The organism is Arcanobacterium phocae (genome assembly GCF_018913465.1).
GTDB lineage: Bacteria > Actinomycetota > Actinomycetes > Actinomycetales > Actinomycetaceae > Arcanobacterium > Arcanobacterium phocae_A.
In genome coordinates, this window is sequence record NZ_JABAPM010000003.1 from 184,234 (window position 1) to 199,608 (window position 15,375).

Consider the following 15,375-nt stretch of genomic DNA (forward strand, 5'->3'; position numbering starts at 1 on the left):
CGATGCAGAGATAAGAAAGAAAAGAAATGAAAGTAGCATTATTCGCAACCTGTATTGCGGATGCCATGTTTCCACAGGCACCGCAAGCCACGATGCATCTACTCAAACGACTTGGTGTCGAGGTTGATTTCCCCGAGAATCAGGCTTGCTGTGGACAGATGCATATCAACACTGGATATTATCCAGAAGCTATGCCGCTAATCAAGAACCACGTCAAAACATTTGAGCCTGTTCTGGACGGAGAATGGGACGCAATTGTTGTCCCGTCTGGTTCTTGTACTGGTTCTATCCGCGAACAGCAGGAAATGGTGGCTGACAAGCTTGGCGATCATGCTTTGGCTTCCAAAGCAGCTGCGATTGCAAAGAAGACGTATGAGCTTTCTGAATTCCTTGTTGATGTTATGGGGACTGACGACGTCGGAGCTTACTTCGCTCACCGCGTCACCTATCACCCGACGTGTCACTCGATACGAGTTGCTAAAGTTGGCGACAAGCCATTGCAGTTATTGCGCAAGGTAGGTGGTATTGACCTCGTGGAATTGCCAAGCGCAGAATCGTGCTGTGGCTTCGGCGGTACATTTGCATTGAAGAACCACGAAACCTCCGCATCAATGCTGACTGACAAGATGAACAACATTATTGCCACTAAAGCGGACGTTATCGTTGCTGGTGACTACTCGTGTTTGATGAATATTGCTGGTGGTCTTTCTCGTAATCGAGCCGGTATCCGGGCAATGCATCTCGCTGAAGTTCTTGCTGGTACCCAAAATGAGCCATGGGCGGCTCCGGAATCTACCACGAAAGCTGGTGTGTAATGGCTACGTTTTTAGGTTTGCCAAAAGTGTTCGGTAAGGGTCATGATCAGTGGGTCCAAGGTGACGCGCTACCAGATCAGACTCTTGAATGGGGAACCAGTTTCCCTAAGGGAGCTGCCGTTACACTACGTAACAACCAGTTGCGTAAGAACCTTCGCCACGCAACAACAGCAATTCGCAACAAGCGTGCGGAGCGCGTAGCTGAAATGCCTGACTGGCAAGCATTACGTGATGCAGGTTCGGCAATCAAGCATAAGACGATGAGTAATCTGCCAGAGCTACTTGTCCAGTTGGAAGAGAATGTCACCAAGCGTGGCGGTATTGTGCACTGGGCACGTGATAAGAAGGAAGCCAACGAAATTATTCTTGGTATCCTTCGGGAAAAGAATGCTAAAGAAGTTGTCAAAGTAAAGTCGATGGCAACTCAGGAAATTAACCTGAATGAAGAACTTGCTAAAGAAGGAATCGTTGCACACGAAACCGATTTGGCAGAAATGATTGTTCAGCTCGGAAAAGATATGCCGTCACACATCGTGGTGCCAGCAATCCACCGCAACCGTGCTGAAATCCGTGAAATCTTCAATCGGGAAATGACCGACTTGGAAGAACCAATTGAGACGACGGAACCGCGTGTTTTGGCGATGGCTGCACGTGCTCACTTGCGTGAGTTGTTCCTTAAGACCAAGGTGGCTATCTCAGGTTCTAACATGATGGTTGCTGAGACTGGAACGCTTTCGGTGTTTGAGTCTGAAGGTAACGGTCGTATGTGTTTGACCCTTCCAGAAACTCTGATCTCTTTGGTTGGTATTGAAAAGCTTGTCCCAACGTTCAAGGATGCGGAAGTCTTCGCCCAACTTCTTCCACGCTCATCAACAGGTGAGCGCATGAACCCATACACCTCGATGTGGACGGGTGTTACCCCAGGTGACGGACCGCAAGAATTCCACCTCGTTTTGTTGGATAACGGCCGTACTAAGGTCTTGGCTGACGAAGTTGGCCGCCAAGCATTGCACTGCATCCGCTGTGCAGCGTGTATGAACGCCTGCCCAGTTTACGAGCATGTTGGTGGACACGCCTACAACTCGGTTTACCCGGGCCCAATTGGAGCAATTCTGACTCCGCAACTTCTTGGCGCGATGGATCATAATGATCCAGCCTCGTCCTTGCCATATGCGTCGTCACTGTGTGGTGCCTGCTATGAAGTGTGTCCGGTCAAGATTAATATTCCAGAAGTTCTCGTTGATCTGCGCCATCGAATTACCGAAGCTAATCGTGGCGGTATCCCAGATGTTTGGGACGTGTCTATGAAGGCAGCTTCGAAGGTTATGGGCAATGGTAAGGTTTGGGCTGCTGCGACTAAGGGTATGAAGGCTGGACGTGTTGTTGCCGGTAAGGATCGCAAGATTCATAATGTGCCGATTCCATTAGCCAACCGGTGGACAATGGTTCGCGATGTTCCAGCTCCACCGTCGCGGACATTCCGTGAATGGCTCAAAGAAGAAGGAAAGAAGGAGAACGAGAAGTGAGTGCACGTGAAGAGATTTTGCAACGTATCAAAGATGCGCTTGCTCTCTCCCAAGGAGAACCTGCTCCGGAGCCACCGCGAGATTACATTCAAGAAGGTGAATTCCCTCCGGGAGCACCAGAGGTAATTGAGGACTTAATCGAGAAGCTCGTTGATTACACTGCGGTTGTTGTTACTACTGATGAGGCTGGTATTCCAGATGCAATCGATGCATATCTGGAAGATGCGTCTTCCGTCGTCGTGCCTGATGGGCTGGATGAGAAGTGGAAGAAGGCGGCTGGTCGTAACAACCGTACTGTTCAGGAAGACTCTCGTGAGAAGCCGCTAGGTAACTATGATCTAGATAAGATCGATGCTGTTGTGACTGCTGCTCGGGTTGCTATTTCAATATCGGGAACGATTGTTCTTGATGGCGAGCCGGACCAGGGACGTCGCGCGATCACGTTGGTGCCAGATAGTCACGTTATTGTTTTGCGGGCAAAGGATATTTATCCAACTGTTCCGCAGGCGGTGTCAGTTCTGAATGAGAACCCAACTCGTCCTATTACTTGGATTGCTGGACCTTCGGCAACATCGGACATCGAGCTTGTCCGTGTTGATGGCGTTCACGGCCCACGTAACTTGCGAGTTATTATCGTGACTGATTGATTTTGACGACGACGCAGGCTCAGGTCTGCATGTGTCGATCGCGGAGGGGGATGAGACTTACAGTCTCATCCCCCTCCGTTGTTGATTTTATTAGTGGCGTGAAAATTGAACAGCTATTCATCAGACAACTGATAGATCTCTTTGTAAGATAGGGGAGGTGGATATCTCTATCCCCGGGCAATGGTGCCGTCGGCAAAGAAGCCGATATTTAAAGAGGAGAATAACAAAGATGAGACAACGTCGAGTCCAAAATAGTGTTGTAGCGGGATTTGCTGCAACCGCCCTGACTCTATCTGGTCTAGTTGCTGGAACGCTAGCTTATGCAGATCAACAAGAGCCTAGCGAAACCAATGCACAATTAGTAGCTCAGCCGTCAGTCAAGATGGGTGACGGTGAGATGACTCAGGTGCACCCCATCAAAGAGCGTGATGAAGGTAAAGCATGGTTTCGGATCCCGGCGATTACTGCCACACCTGGTGGGGACTTGATTGTTGCATTTGACGAACGGCCATTGAGTGCTGGGGATAAAGGAATAAAAGCTGGTGGGTTTAACGGTCAAAACTGGCTTTCTGAAATGAAAATCAAATGGAAGAACGGTGAAGACTCGCCGAATCCTAATAGTATTCAGCAATATAGATCGAAAGATAACGGCAAAACATGGCAGAAAGACGGATATATTTGCTCGGGTAATCCAGTAAGTGACTGGAAAAAGATTGAAGGTTGTTCTGATCCGTCCTATGTGGTGGATTGGGAGACCGGTGCAATTTTTAATTTCCATGTCCGTAGCTATGAAGCAGGAATACAAGAATCAGTACCGGGAAATGATCACAACAATCGAAACGTGATCCACGTGGAAGTATCACAATCAACTGACGATGGAAAGACCTGGACATCAAAGATCATCACAAAAGATGTAACTCCTGACGAGCAAGTGAAATGGCGCTTTGCGGCATCAGGTCAAGGAATACAATTGACACATCCGAAACATAAAGGATGGTTAGTTCAGCAGTTTACCCAAGTTAAAAACGGGTCGTCTGATCAAGAAGCCTTCTCACTAATTTCTGAAGACCATGGTGAAACTTGGAAACCTGGTAGCCCTGTAGGCACTGAGATGGATGAAAACAAAGTAGTAGAACTATCGAATGGTGATCTCCTCTTAACTTCGCGTAACCAGAAGGGGCCGAGTAACAACATGGCGGATGGTCATGGCTATCGCTGGCAGGCTATCTCACATGATGGGGGTATGAGTTGGGGCAGTACAACTCAGATGCCGGATATTAACGAGGGAAAGACAAACGGACAGATCGTCAGAGCTTTCCCACATTTCACTGGAAATGACCCGCGAGCAAAAGTGCTTGTATATGGAAACGCTCAGAAGATAACTGACCATAACTCAAAAGGTCAGAATAATGACCGTTCCAAGGGAACAGTGTGGCTTTCTTGCGATGATGGTAAGTCATGGAAGCAAAACCGGGTGTTTAATGAAGGGTCTACCGGATATGTGACCTTGACGGTCCAACATGATGGACGTATCGGGATGTTGTCGGAAGATGGCAGTAAAGAGGGATACAAGGATTACGGAATTTATTACCGAAGCTTCGGATTGGATTGGGTCGGTTCATGTCCGGGAGTTGCTGAAGCAATGGAACTCGAGCAAGCAAAACAGCAACTTGCTGACGCAGAAGAGAAACTAGCTGACGCAACAGAAAAAATACAAGTTGCGGAAAAACAGGTGGCGGAATTAACGAAGAAACTTGCTGATGTAGAAGATGAAAATACTGCTGTGGAAGCTGAATTAAAGGAAGCTGAGGCTGCTAAAAAGACCGCCGAAAGCAACTTAGAAAAAGCTGAAGCTGAAAAGAAAGCTGCGGAAGCCAAACTAGCGCAAGCTGAAGCAGCTAAGCAAGAAACAGAAAAGAAATTAACGGATGCAGAAACCAGTAACCTAAAGCTGGCGAATGATTTAGAAAGTACCGAGAAGAAACTCAGTGAGGAATCGGAGTCGTACCAGGCTGAAATCGCACTGTTGAAGGAAGAAAATGCCAAGCTCAAGGCGGAACTGGAAAAAGTTAAAAAAGAGCTTGAAGAAGACAAAGAGAAGCCACAGGTGTCAATTCCGCTGGTTCCTCTGACGCCGGCTCAGCCACGAGAGCCAATGCCGGTCCCAGCGCCAAAGACTAGCGTTACCTGTGAACCAGGAATGGCAGAAGAAAGCAAAGCTCAATCAACTCCTGCGAAAACGTTAGCTAATACTGGGGTTGCACTGGGGACAATCGGTGGATTGTCGATACTGTCTCTACTTGGTGGAGCTGTGGTGGTACGACGTCGGCAAAACTAGGCGCAATATTACGTAAAAGAGGCGAATCACGCGTGTCGATTCGCCTCTTTTATGTAATAAGTCTGTGACATAGGACGGAAAACATCCATTTTTACGCTTATTATCTTGGCATTTAGTCAACAATCCGAAAGAATGACAATATGGATAGTGAAGATAAGAATGATAGTAAAGTACAAGAAAATCAAGAAATTAAACCTTTAGACCCGACGTCGAGTGCGACGTCGGAACTCGCTGCAATCTTGTCTGTCGAGCATGAAATTAACGCCGCAGACATTCACGAGAAACCAATTGAGCTGGCGTCAGAAAACGAAGACGCATCAATCGCGTGGTCTGTTGTTGTTCCAGCGATGATCCTAGTCCTGGGTACTGTTGTGTGGGGACTTGCTGCGCCAGTAAACTTCTCACATGCTTCGAGCACCGCGTTTTCCTGGGTCCTAGGAAATCTCGGTTGGGCGTTCGTCTTATTTACAACAATTTTTGTTGCCTTCGTGGTAGTCATTGCTGCCAGTAAATTTGGTGCAATCAGACTAGGCGCGGCGGACGAACAGCCAGAATTCTCGAACTCCTCATGGATTGCAATGATGTTCGCTGCCGGTATGGGCATTGGTTTGATGTTCTATGGAGCATCTGAACCGCTCGCTTTCTACCGCGATAGCGTGCCTGGACACAACCCGCATGAGGTCGGGACTGCTATGGCAACCGCAATGTTCCATTGGACGTTGCACCCATGGGCGATGTATGCCATTGTCGGTCTTGCTATTGCCTATTCAACCTATCGCGTGGGTCGCCGCCAACTTATTTCGGCTGCCTTCACTCCGTTGATCGGCGAAAAGCATGCGAATGGTTTTGTTGGAAAAGCTATCGATTCACTTTCGATTTTTGCTACTGTGTTTGGAACAGCGTGTTCCCTTGGTTTGGGTGCATTGCAGATCCGTGCAGGTTTATCTGCTTCTGGGTTTGTGAGCAACCCTGGAACTGGCATTATTGTCACCATCGTTGGTGTTCTGACTCTTGCCTTCCTGATTTCAGCTATGTCTGGTGTTGGCAAAGGTATTCGCATCTTGTCAAACATCAACATGGTGTTTGCAGCTGCGCTCGCGATCTTTGTTTTCGCATTCGGTCCGACGATCGTCCAGCTCAACTTACTTCCAGGCTCGATGGGTGCCTACGCTTCCCAGTTCTTCGAAATGGCCGGTCGTACCGCATCAGCTGCTGATGGCACTGCTGGTGACTGGATTTCGTCTTGGACCATCTTCTACTGGGCTTGGTGGGTTTCATGGTCACCATTCGTTGGTATGTTCATTGCTCGTATTTCGCGTGGCCGCACGATTCGTGAATTCTGTACTGGTGTTTTGCTTGTGCCTGCAGGACTTTCGACGGTTTGGTTCGCTATTTTCGGTGGTACCGCAATTTCGATGGAACAAGGTGGCAATAGCATTTATGCCGACGGCGTTCCCGAGTCCCAGCTCTTCAACCTGTTGCATTCGCTACCAGGTGGGTTCGTGATGGGTATTGTAGCTGTTTTGCTACTCGCAACATTCTTTATCACGTCTGCTGATTCAGCGTCGACAGTTATGGGGTCCCTATCTCAAGGGGGTCGGGCTACCGCAACACCATGGCTCACTGGAGCTTGGGGCTTAGTGACCGCAATGATCGGATTGACGCTGTTAGTCTCTGGTGGCGATCAAGCGTTACATTCGATTCAGAGTGTAACGATTGTGGCAGCGACCCCATTCCTATTTGTGGTCTTCGCTTTGATGTTCGCAATTGTCAAGGATCTGCGTAACGATGTCATCTATCTTGACCAGCGCGAGCAGGAGCGTTTTAACCGCCAACTGGCTGTGGAGCGCCGCCATCACCGTGAACGTGAAGAACTCCGGTTGGCGAAGAAACGCATGGCTCGGATGAAGCATCCAACAGTTAAAGGCTCAGCCAAGTCTGCTGCGAAAGCGGCTGACAAAGTAGCTACAAAATCTGGGCGTAAATAGTGCAAACTCACAGTGGCTTGCTGGCGTAATAACTAGTAATACACGCTAATGTGATGGGCGGGGCCGTATCGGTCCCGTCCACTACTTTTCTACGTTTCCAGCATAGTTTTCGGGGGCTTTATGTCCAGTCGCGGCGTCGTCATTTCTCTTTTATCTTCAGTAGCGTTTGCGATGTTTTCGTACTTTGCTGCATTGACTGCGCCACTAACTGGCGTGGAATTGTGGGCGTGGCGCATGATTATGACCGTTCCTGGTGTATTAATCGTCTTGCTAATGACAAAACGTTTCTCGTGGTTCACCGGTGAATATCGACGGGTGCGCCAAGACCCGCGCAAGCTTATCGCGTATGCGTTCTGTGCTCCGATGTTAGCGGCTCAAATGTGGCTCTTTGGTTGGGCGCCACAGGTTGGGCGAACGCTCGAAGTGGGCATGGGATATTTCTTGATGCCGCTAGTCATGGTTGTCATTGGGCGTGTGTTCTATGGGGAACGCATGTCTCGACTGATGGTCATTGCTACCGTCATCGCGGCGATTGCGGTGGTGTATGAGGCATGGCGTGCTGGTGGCATCGGGCCTGTTGCTTCCTTTATTGCGATTGGTTATCCCGCATATTTTGTGGTTCGACGTCATTACGAGACCGACGGCGTTGGCGCGCTTGCGTGGGAGATGACTTTGGCCTTGCCGGTGTCGATATGGGTCGCTGCTGGCAATCATTCGATCCACACTGCGTTCTCTTCTATTTCTCTTGTGGCAGTTTTGTTGCTGCTAGGAGCGCTATCGGTATTTGGTGTTATCTCATACGTGTTGGCAGTGAAGTGGTTGCCGTACGGTATTTTTGGTCTGTTGTCCTATGTAGAGCCAGTTTTGGTGATTATGGTTGCGATGCTGTTGGGTGAGCGCATTGATCCAACGCAATGGTGGACATATCTTGGTATTTGGCTTGCAGTGCTTTTGCTGGGTGTGGATGGTGTTATTGCACTATCGAAACATGTACGTTGGTCTGTGCCGGCGGTTCGTCCGTGGCGTCGTCGTCGTCCGCGCAAGCGCCGGTCTGAACCGGATTCTTGGAGTCGGTTATTTCGTAATCGCAAGGGGAAACTAGTAGAAAAGCCACGGTGATTTCTCTCTCTGTTAGATGAAGACCACTTCTCTAGAGAGAAGTGGTTAATCGCTATCGATACAATTTACCTATCGTTTGTTTCGAAAGGAGAAGTGATTGGGTTTTTTGTCGCGGCTATTTGGGCTGAACTGGTTTGTTAGCCGTAGTGTAATTTTTTTTACAGCGCTAGCTATTTTTATTATTGGTAATGGCATCATAGGTGTGCAGGCATTAGCTGATAATGCAGGTTCTGCGCTATCTCCAATGAGACCTCACTGTCATGGAAGATCCGACGTCCCGGGGAGTGTCAAGCTCTGCAAGACGGCGACAGAAGTGCCGGGGCTTGTCAACACATGGGATGTTACGTTACGGGTTGAGGCGCAAGAGCTGAAGCGAACTAGCGATGTTGTTTTGGTAATTGACCGTTCTGGAAGCATGGCGTCTCAAGGAAGGATTGAGGCCGCTAAAAAGTCAGCAAAATTGTTTGTTGACAAGTTGCTTTCTGATACGAGTTCGCAGGCAACGCGAATCGGGCTAGTCTCCTTTGCTACTAACGCTACGTTGGAAAAAAATATTGGCAGAAACAAGAATGAATTACATGCTGCGATCGATGCGTTACCAGCCGATGGCGGAACCTTCACTCAAGCCGCAATACGTAAAGCGTCTGAAATGCTAACGCAGTCTACTGCAGATCAAAAACACATTGTTTTACTGTCTGACGGAGAGCCTACCTTTGGATATGGGATAAGTGGACCTCTTGATTGGGAAAAATTGGCTACACGACGCGGAATATATAGCTACTATCTAGATACAAAAGAAAATCTGAGTCGGGACGACTTTTCACCATATCGAGTTGGAGATGGAAGAAGCCTGCTTTATTACAGTGGTTACTATAAAGACGGATATCCAATTTATCTTAATCATGGCAATAGTGTGATAGCTGAGGCTAATGTTGCAAAGGAAAAGAATAAAATCTGGTCAGTTGCACTTCAAGTTGGACAAATCGGTCAAGATATTCTGAGTAGAGTCGCAACGAGTCCTGATACTTACACAACTGCGGAACCAAAAGAATTAGAGAGCGTATTTTCTAATATTGCCGGTTCAATTGTGTCGCCTATTAACAATGCAAAAATAGTTGACCCAATGGGTGAAGGTTTCCGGTTAGTTGGCAACCCTCAGCCGGAGCAGGGTACTGCAACTTACGATGAAGAATCTGCCACACTCTCGTGGAATATGGAGAGTCTTAACCAAGCTGAAACGCGAAACGGGCAACGTATCAAATTTGAAGAAATGACTTATCGCGTTGAGATAACCGATAACCTTCGGGAGGTGCTGGGGGCTGACGGACAGACAGCGAGTGAAGAATATCTATATCCAACTAATAAAAAAGCAGAGTTGAAGTATCTAGATAACGGAGGGAATCCACAAGTTCAGTATTTTCCAGAGCCAAAAGTGAATCCAGTTTTGATTTCTGTGGAAAAGAGGGTACTAGATATTAATGGCACCGCTAAAAACAGTGCGCAAATTTTTGATATTGAGCTGACCAATGATCGTGAAAGTCAGCCAAAAACAATGTGTGTTGAGGGTCAACACTGTCCAGAAGTCATTGTCTATAGGGTTGCCCCGAAAGACTCAGAATCTGCAAAAAAGACTCGGCAGACAGAGCTTAGATACACCGGTGAATATAGTATTAAAGAACAATTCAAAGGCGATGTAACTTCCGAAGATTACGACGTAACTTATCAGGTAAACGGAGTTGCTCATACTTCGTTTACTGTTACCGATAATAGTGACCCAGATGTCAACATTGTTGTGACTAATACAGAAAGACCGATCATTCTAACTGCAACAAAGGTATGGGAAAACATACCAGACAATAAGCGTGCAGACGTAAAGGTCGTACCAGAACGATCTACTGATGGGGTCACTTGGAATGAGATCGGGGAATCCCAAGATATCAAAAAACAGGATAAGGAACTTTCTGTCTCATGGAAGTTAGATCGTTTCGATACCAATGGAAAACGATACCAATATCGAGTTAAAGAGCTTACTGAGCTCCCGAATGTATCACGTAGAGTCGATTGTCAACCAGCAGATGGACAGTCGCACGGATCGGTCAAGTGTACTGTCACAAATACCGCGAAACCGGGTTCTATTCTCTGGTCCAAAGTGGATGCAGATGATACCGACAAATATTTAGAAGGTTCAGTCTGGACATTGGCGGCCGAAAACCAAGAGCCTAAAACCGTTGAAGACTGTGTAGCCGAATCAGTAGAGAGCTGTTTGGGGCTGGATAAGGATCCACGGGCAGGTAAATTCGAGGTATTAAATCTTGCTTGGGGAAAATGGGACATTCAAGAGCAAGAGGCGCCGTTTGGTTATCTGATTGATGAAGAGCAGCGGTCTGTGGAAATCAATGCAGAAAAACTTGAGGCCGATTTAGGTAAAATCGAAAATCACCGTATCAAAATGCCCGCATTACCGCTAACAGGTGGGCTAGGCCGGGACCACTTCTATATCGCTGGTACTGTTTTGCTTGTAGTAGCAGCAGGTCTGATATGGCGAAATCGTAGACACGTGAACTAATCGTGTAGTGCAGTGACAAAATGTGCGCCGGAGCTAAGCTCCGGCGCACATTGGCAGTCCAAACTATAACTTTTAACGTGTATGGCGCACTGATATCGCCGGGACGTGGCCAGCTAAGGCATGTTTCATCCATTGATCGAAGAAATCATGGTTGGCATCAGCCCAGTCACGGGTTTGGGGCTCTAACTCCAGGGTCAGGGTAGGACGCTCAACTGTTGTCGGTTCTGCTTCGTGCCAGGTAGTAATGGCTTCTCGGTACGCCCGCCCAATCGGCTTGATTGCGCCGTCGGAATCAAACAGTCCAAGGGTATGTTCTAGCTCTGGGAAATCTGCTAATGAGCGAGATACGTCATGGGAACACCACCATGTAATTGCATCCAAGTTTGGTGCAGTGCCACCACCATGAGACCCCATCAGTCGCTCAATATTAGCGGTCAAGAAACTAGCAGCATCGGCTGGGTCTACATAGTTTGAGGGCGATCCAATTTCTTGAAGCCACACCGGACGATTCTGACCGAACGATTCACCCCAAGCATGTGCAAGCTCGCATAAATAGCGCGCAAACCATTCCAGTTGAGGACTGCCCTTACCAAACCGCGGTCCTACCTTTCCAAATACCCACGAATGAACTGTGGTGGCGTCACCGAGTGTCACGGCTGCTGCGGGATCGAATGGGTGTCCGGTGTCAAACCATAGATCGTCGTCGTGCGTATGGACATGTGTTCCAGCAGACCAGTGGGTGCGAGCAACAGTGAGTAGCTCATTTAACCAGGCGTGTGCCTGCTCAGTAGTGATTTTGTGCTGTTCTGGGTGGCGGTTAGCTGCGAATTGAATGAACTCGTTGCCCAGGCTCAGTCCACGTGCTCCGGGCACATCACGCAATCGGGTGGCGAGGGCTTCAACAAGAGCTTTTTCGCCAGATACTACGTCCGGATCAGTGAAAATGTTTCGCCGATGCCATGAATTTACCCATGACGGTAAATAATCGAAAGACGATAGATGGCCCTGTAACACGTCCACGTAGGTATCCATACCGCGTTCGTATGCAAGTTGGACAACAGTAGCAACGTCATCGAGTGCTTGCTGGCGGATCAACGTACGGTTTGGCTGCAACACTGGCCAAAGTGGGAAAATCCGAATGTGGTCCACGCCGAGTGAGGCGATTGCGTCAAGGTCGGCGCGAACATGATCTGGAGTGAAATCTAACCAGGAATGAAACCAGCCAATTCGCGGGGTGTAGTTAACACCGAATTTCATGTTCAGTTACCTTTCTTGACCTGGTGTGATGCGCAATGTTGCGATCTGGAAAGCGGCTAAGTCAAACGTATGGATGCCATTATGTGAGGTCACGAGTGGAGCGTTGTCACTATCGCGGTAGCATAGGTCGGTTGCGCGTACCGATACGTTGTCCCAGGTGAGGCGCACGTGCGTAGGGCTACCTTCGCCTTCGTATAGCCGGACGACGACGTCGCCACTCTTATCTGGTGCCATCGAAACAGATTCAACGATTGCTCCCTCAACACTAAATGGTGCAGCAATTGCCACTGGGGCTTCGCGTAATGGCAGATTTAGTTGTTGGCCGTCAGCAATAGCTTGTGCTACTGAGGCCTGCGGGCGAATCCGGAAGTTCCACGTGAAACATCCTTGATCCTGGTTTGGATCTGGATAAACAGCGGATTTTATGAGTGTGGCACGCACAAGGCTCCAGGTTCCGCGTCGGCCAGCACTGTGGCGGCTGATATCCCATCCATATGTAGCATCGTTGGCGATTGACCAGGATGTGTGAGCATTCTCGAGGCGCACCCAGCGATGGGTACTAACTTCAAACTTAGCGCTATCCCATGAGGTATTGGTATGAGTTGGCCGCTCAATATATCCCATCTGGGTTTCGTACTGTGCGGAGTTGGTGTGGATATCAACTGGGAAGCCGAGCTTGAGCAGCTTTTCATGCTCATGCCAATCAGCTTCAACATGGACGTCGATGAAGTCCGCCCCGGGAGCAAGCCGCCATTCAATACTCATATGTGAGTTGTTGAATGTGGCGCGGGAACGAGCGCAGGCCACGCCGTCGTCGTCGATTCTAGTTCCGTCGAACTTTAGCGGTAGCACTGTTTCAGAACCGCGATAGAACGGGTCAATATCCCACGCGTCCCACATGTTGGGGAAGTCTTGGAACACAAAGAATTGGCCAGCCTTTTCGCCGGATGGAATAAACGTGTGTCCGGTGGCGTCGGTGATGCGGGTGCATGCGCCGTCGTCAGCAAAATCGATGGTGAGAACACCGTTGGAGAGGAACGATTCGCCGATCTGAATATCATCAACGACGCCACCGGAATATTCGGCCGCCACTGCCGCGCCCAATGGTGCAACGCCACGTGAGGAGAAAGCTGTGGCGTTAGCAAGGGCGTGGACGGGGGAGCGACCCGCAGATAAGTATGAGAACGCGTCCGAAATAAGCCGTTCGCAGGTTTCTTTGACGCAAGCATAGATCTTAGCTACTTCGCGGTAAACCCAGGCAACGGATGTGCCGGGGAGAATATCGTGGAATTGGCAGAGCAGAACCTGGCGCCAGGTAGCACGCAGTTCTTCGTACGGGTAGGGTGCGCCGGCGAGAGCTGCGATAGTGCACCACAGTTCTGTCTCACGCAAGAGCGCTTCACTACGACGGTTCCCTTGTTTCGCCTTGATTTGAGAGGTGAAAGTTCCACGATGTAGTTCAAGGTAGAGTTCACCAACCCATACTGGTGGTTCGGGGAACTCAGCCTCGGCGCGATCGAAGAAGTCGTGCGGGGATTCGCGGACAATACGTGGCGCACCGCGAAGATCTTCGAGGCGGTCGAGGCGTTCCATCATTTCCCGGGTGGGGCCGCCACCGCCGTCGCCATATCCGTACGGAAGCAGGGAACTGTTGGCATCGCCTTTGTTTTTGAAATTTTCGACGGCGTGGCGAATCTGGGCGCCGGTGATTTCTGAACCATAGGTGTCTGCCGGCGGGAAGTGAGTGAAGATCCGCGACCCGTCAATTCCTTCCCATTGCAGGGTGTGATGCGGGAAAATGTTGGTTTGGTTCCACGATATTTTCTGAGTTAAGAACCGATCAATGCCCGCTTCGCGAGCTAGCTGTGGCAGAGCTGCAGAGTAGCCGAAGGAGTCTGGGAGCCAGATTTCTTTGCATTCGTAGTCGAATGCTTCACGGAAGAAACTGATTCCTTCTACGAGTTGGCGGGCCATAGCTTCACCGCCAGGCAGGACAGCATCGGGTTCTACCCACATGGATCCAACCGGAACGATGGAGCCGTCGCTCACGCATTTCTTGACGCGTTCGAAGAGTTCGGGATCTTCGTCGGCCAGCCAGGCAACGTGTTGAGCGGCAGGTAGTGCAAAGATCAGTCCGGTTCCGTCTTCGATGAGGCGGACAACGTTGGCGATGGTGCGATTGACTTTGCGTTTGGTTTCGCGGATTGGCCACAACCAGGCAGAATCGATGTGGGCGTGGCCGACGGCGGAGAGGCGATGTGCGCCGGGTAGTGCCGGGCGGGCGAGAATCGGTGCGATTACTGTGCGGGCAGCGGCGGCGGTTGCCGGGATGTTGTCCAGATCGATCTGATCGAGGGCGGAGTTCAGCGCGTACAGCGTCTCGTAGTCATCATTGGTGAAGGCGTCTATGCCTTTGGCTTCTAGGAGTTCGTAGAGAACAGTTATGTCAGTGGTGAGATTGACGACGTCGTTGTGGCGGATGACCACATCTGCTTGGGACAACTGATAGGTATCTTGCTGGGATGCGGTGAGCTTGTCGCCGTCGTAGGTGACTTGGAAGGGAAGAACTTCAAGGAGGAGTGGGTTGGCTGCGGCTTCGATGGTGAAGTTGAAGCCGGTGTTAGGAGTTTGCGGAAGTGGTATCCACTGGTTGCGCGGGTTGAGGGCTTTGACTGTGCGGCCGTGAGAGTCACGTACGAGGCCTTCGCTTTGGAATCCGGCGGAGTGGTCAGCCCAGCCAAGGTTGATCCGTGCCTCAATCGTGTCACCTGCAGGGACGTTTTCTGGGGTGGTTCCGTTGACCTTGAACCAGACGGTTTGCCACGGCTTCCCCCAAGTTTCACCAACGTGCAGTGGGGTAAATTGGGCAGACGACGGCGGGACTGCTGGTTCGCCGATAACTGTTTGGCCATCTACTGTTTCATCAGGGACGCGCCACGTTTCTACGTGTAGTTGAGAGACTGGGGTGTATTGTGCTCGCGCGATCCGCTCGTTAAGCGTGCGCTTGATACGAGTGAGAAGTAGTCCGGCGTCCATAGCAACCTTTCAGTTGAGAGCATCATTGTTCCCGATGTATATTCAGATTAATGACTAAACCGATTTAGAGCAAGTCTTCATAT

Annotated in this window: 9 protein-coding genes; 7 read left to right on the forward strand and 2 right to left on the reverse strand. The window is 49.7% G+C overall.

Features of this window, described 5'->3' with window-relative positions:
* Positions 1-26: 26 nt before the first annotated feature.
* From KSO86_RS05180 to KSO86_RS05210, 7 genes are all read left to right on the forward strand, one after another.
* Positions 27-815: a (Fe-S)-binding protein gene (locus KSO86_RS05180; RefSeq protein ID WP_216378528.1), complete on the forward strand. Its 789-nt coding sequence runs from the start codon at positions 27-29 to the stop codon at positions 813-815.
* Complete coding sequence (locus KSO86_RS05185) at positions 815-2,341, forward strand: LutB/LldF family L-lactate oxidation iron-sulfur protein (RefSeq protein ID WP_216378529.1); 1,527 nt, start codon at positions 815-817, stop codon at positions 2,339-2,341. The genes KSO86_RS05180 and KSO86_RS05185 overlap by 1 nt, the downstream gene beginning before the upstream one ends.
* On the forward strand, positions 2,338-2,988 hold the full coding sequence (locus KSO86_RS05190; RefSeq protein WP_366493349.1) for a LutC/YkgG family protein: 651 nt from the start codon (positions 2,338-2,340) through the stop codon (positions 2,986-2,988). The genes KSO86_RS05185 and KSO86_RS05190 overlap by 4 nt, the downstream gene beginning before the upstream one ends.
* A gap of 229 nt (positions 2,989-3,217) precedes the next feature.
* The gene (locus tag KSO86_RS05195; RefSeq protein ID WP_216378531.1) at positions 3,218-5,326 is read left to right on the forward strand and encodes a sialidase family protein; all 2,109 of its coding nucleotides are present in this window, start codon (positions 3,218-3,220) and stop codon (positions 5,324-5,326) included.
* Between the two features lie 140 nt (positions 5,327-5,466).
* Positions 5,467-7,314, forward strand: a complete 1,848-nt coding sequence (locus tag KSO86_RS05200) for a BCCT family transporter (protein ID WP_216378532.1) — start codon at positions 5,467-5,469, stop codon at positions 7,312-7,314.
* A gap of 120 nt (positions 7,315-7,434) precedes the next feature.
* Positions 7,435-8,433: an EamA family transporter RarD gene (rarD, locus tag KSO86_RS05205; protein WP_216378533.1), complete on the forward strand. Its 999-nt coding sequence runs from the start codon at positions 7,435-7,437 to the stop codon at positions 8,431-8,433.
* 97 nt (positions 8,434-8,530) lie between these two features.
* Complete coding sequence (locus KSO86_RS05210; protein WP_216431889.1) at positions 8,531-10,999, forward strand: VWA domain-containing protein; 2,469 nt, start codon at positions 8,531-8,533, stop codon at positions 10,997-10,999.
* 72 nt (positions 11,000-11,071) lie between these two features.
* On the opposite strand, the gene KSO86_RS05215 is transcribed toward KSO86_RS05210, so the two are convergent.
* Positions 11,072-12,256: a glycoside hydrolase 5 family protein gene (locus tag KSO86_RS05215; protein ID WP_216378536.1), complete on the reverse strand. Its 1,185-nt coding sequence runs from the start codon at positions 12,254-12,256 to the stop codon at positions 11,072-11,074.
* Between the two features lie 6 nt (positions 12,257-12,262).
* Positions 12,263-15,292 (reverse strand): alpha-mannosidase, encoded by a 3,030-nt coding sequence (locus KSO86_RS05220; protein ID WP_216378537.1) that lies wholly within the window; start codon positions 15,290-15,292, stop codon positions 12,263-12,265.
* Between the last annotated feature and the right edge of the window lie 83 nt (positions 15,293-15,375).

Bases quoted from the DNA above. Each gene is read 5' to 3' on its own strand.
- KSO86_RS05215 (WP_216378536.1), bottom strand. From the start codon at position 12,256: ATGAAATTCGGTGTTAACTACACCCCGCGAATTGGCTGGTTTCATTCC.
- KSO86_RS05185 (WP_216378529.1), top strand. From the start codon at position 815: ATGGCTACGTTTTTAGGTTTGCCAAAAGTGTTCGGTAAGGGTCATGAT.
- KSO86_RS05200 (WP_216378532.1), top strand. From the start codon at position 5,467: ATGGATAGTGAAGATAAGAATGATAGTAAAGTACAAGAAAATCAAGAA.
- rarD (WP_216378533.1), top strand. From the start codon at position 7,435: ATGTCCAGTCGCGGCGTCGTCATTTCTCTTTTATCTTCAGTAGCGTTT.
- KSO86_RS05220 (WP_216378537.1), bottom strand. From the start codon at position 15,292: ATGGACGCCGGACTACTTCTCACTCGTATCAAGCGCACGCTTAACGAG.
- KSO86_RS05195 (WP_216378531.1), top strand. From the start codon at position 3,218: ATGAGACAACGTCGAGTCCAAAATAGTGTTGTAGCGGGATTTGCTGCA.
- KSO86_RS05180 (WP_216378528.1), top strand. From the start codon at position 27: ATGAAAGTAGCATTATTCGCAACCTGTATTGCGGATGCCATGTTTCCA.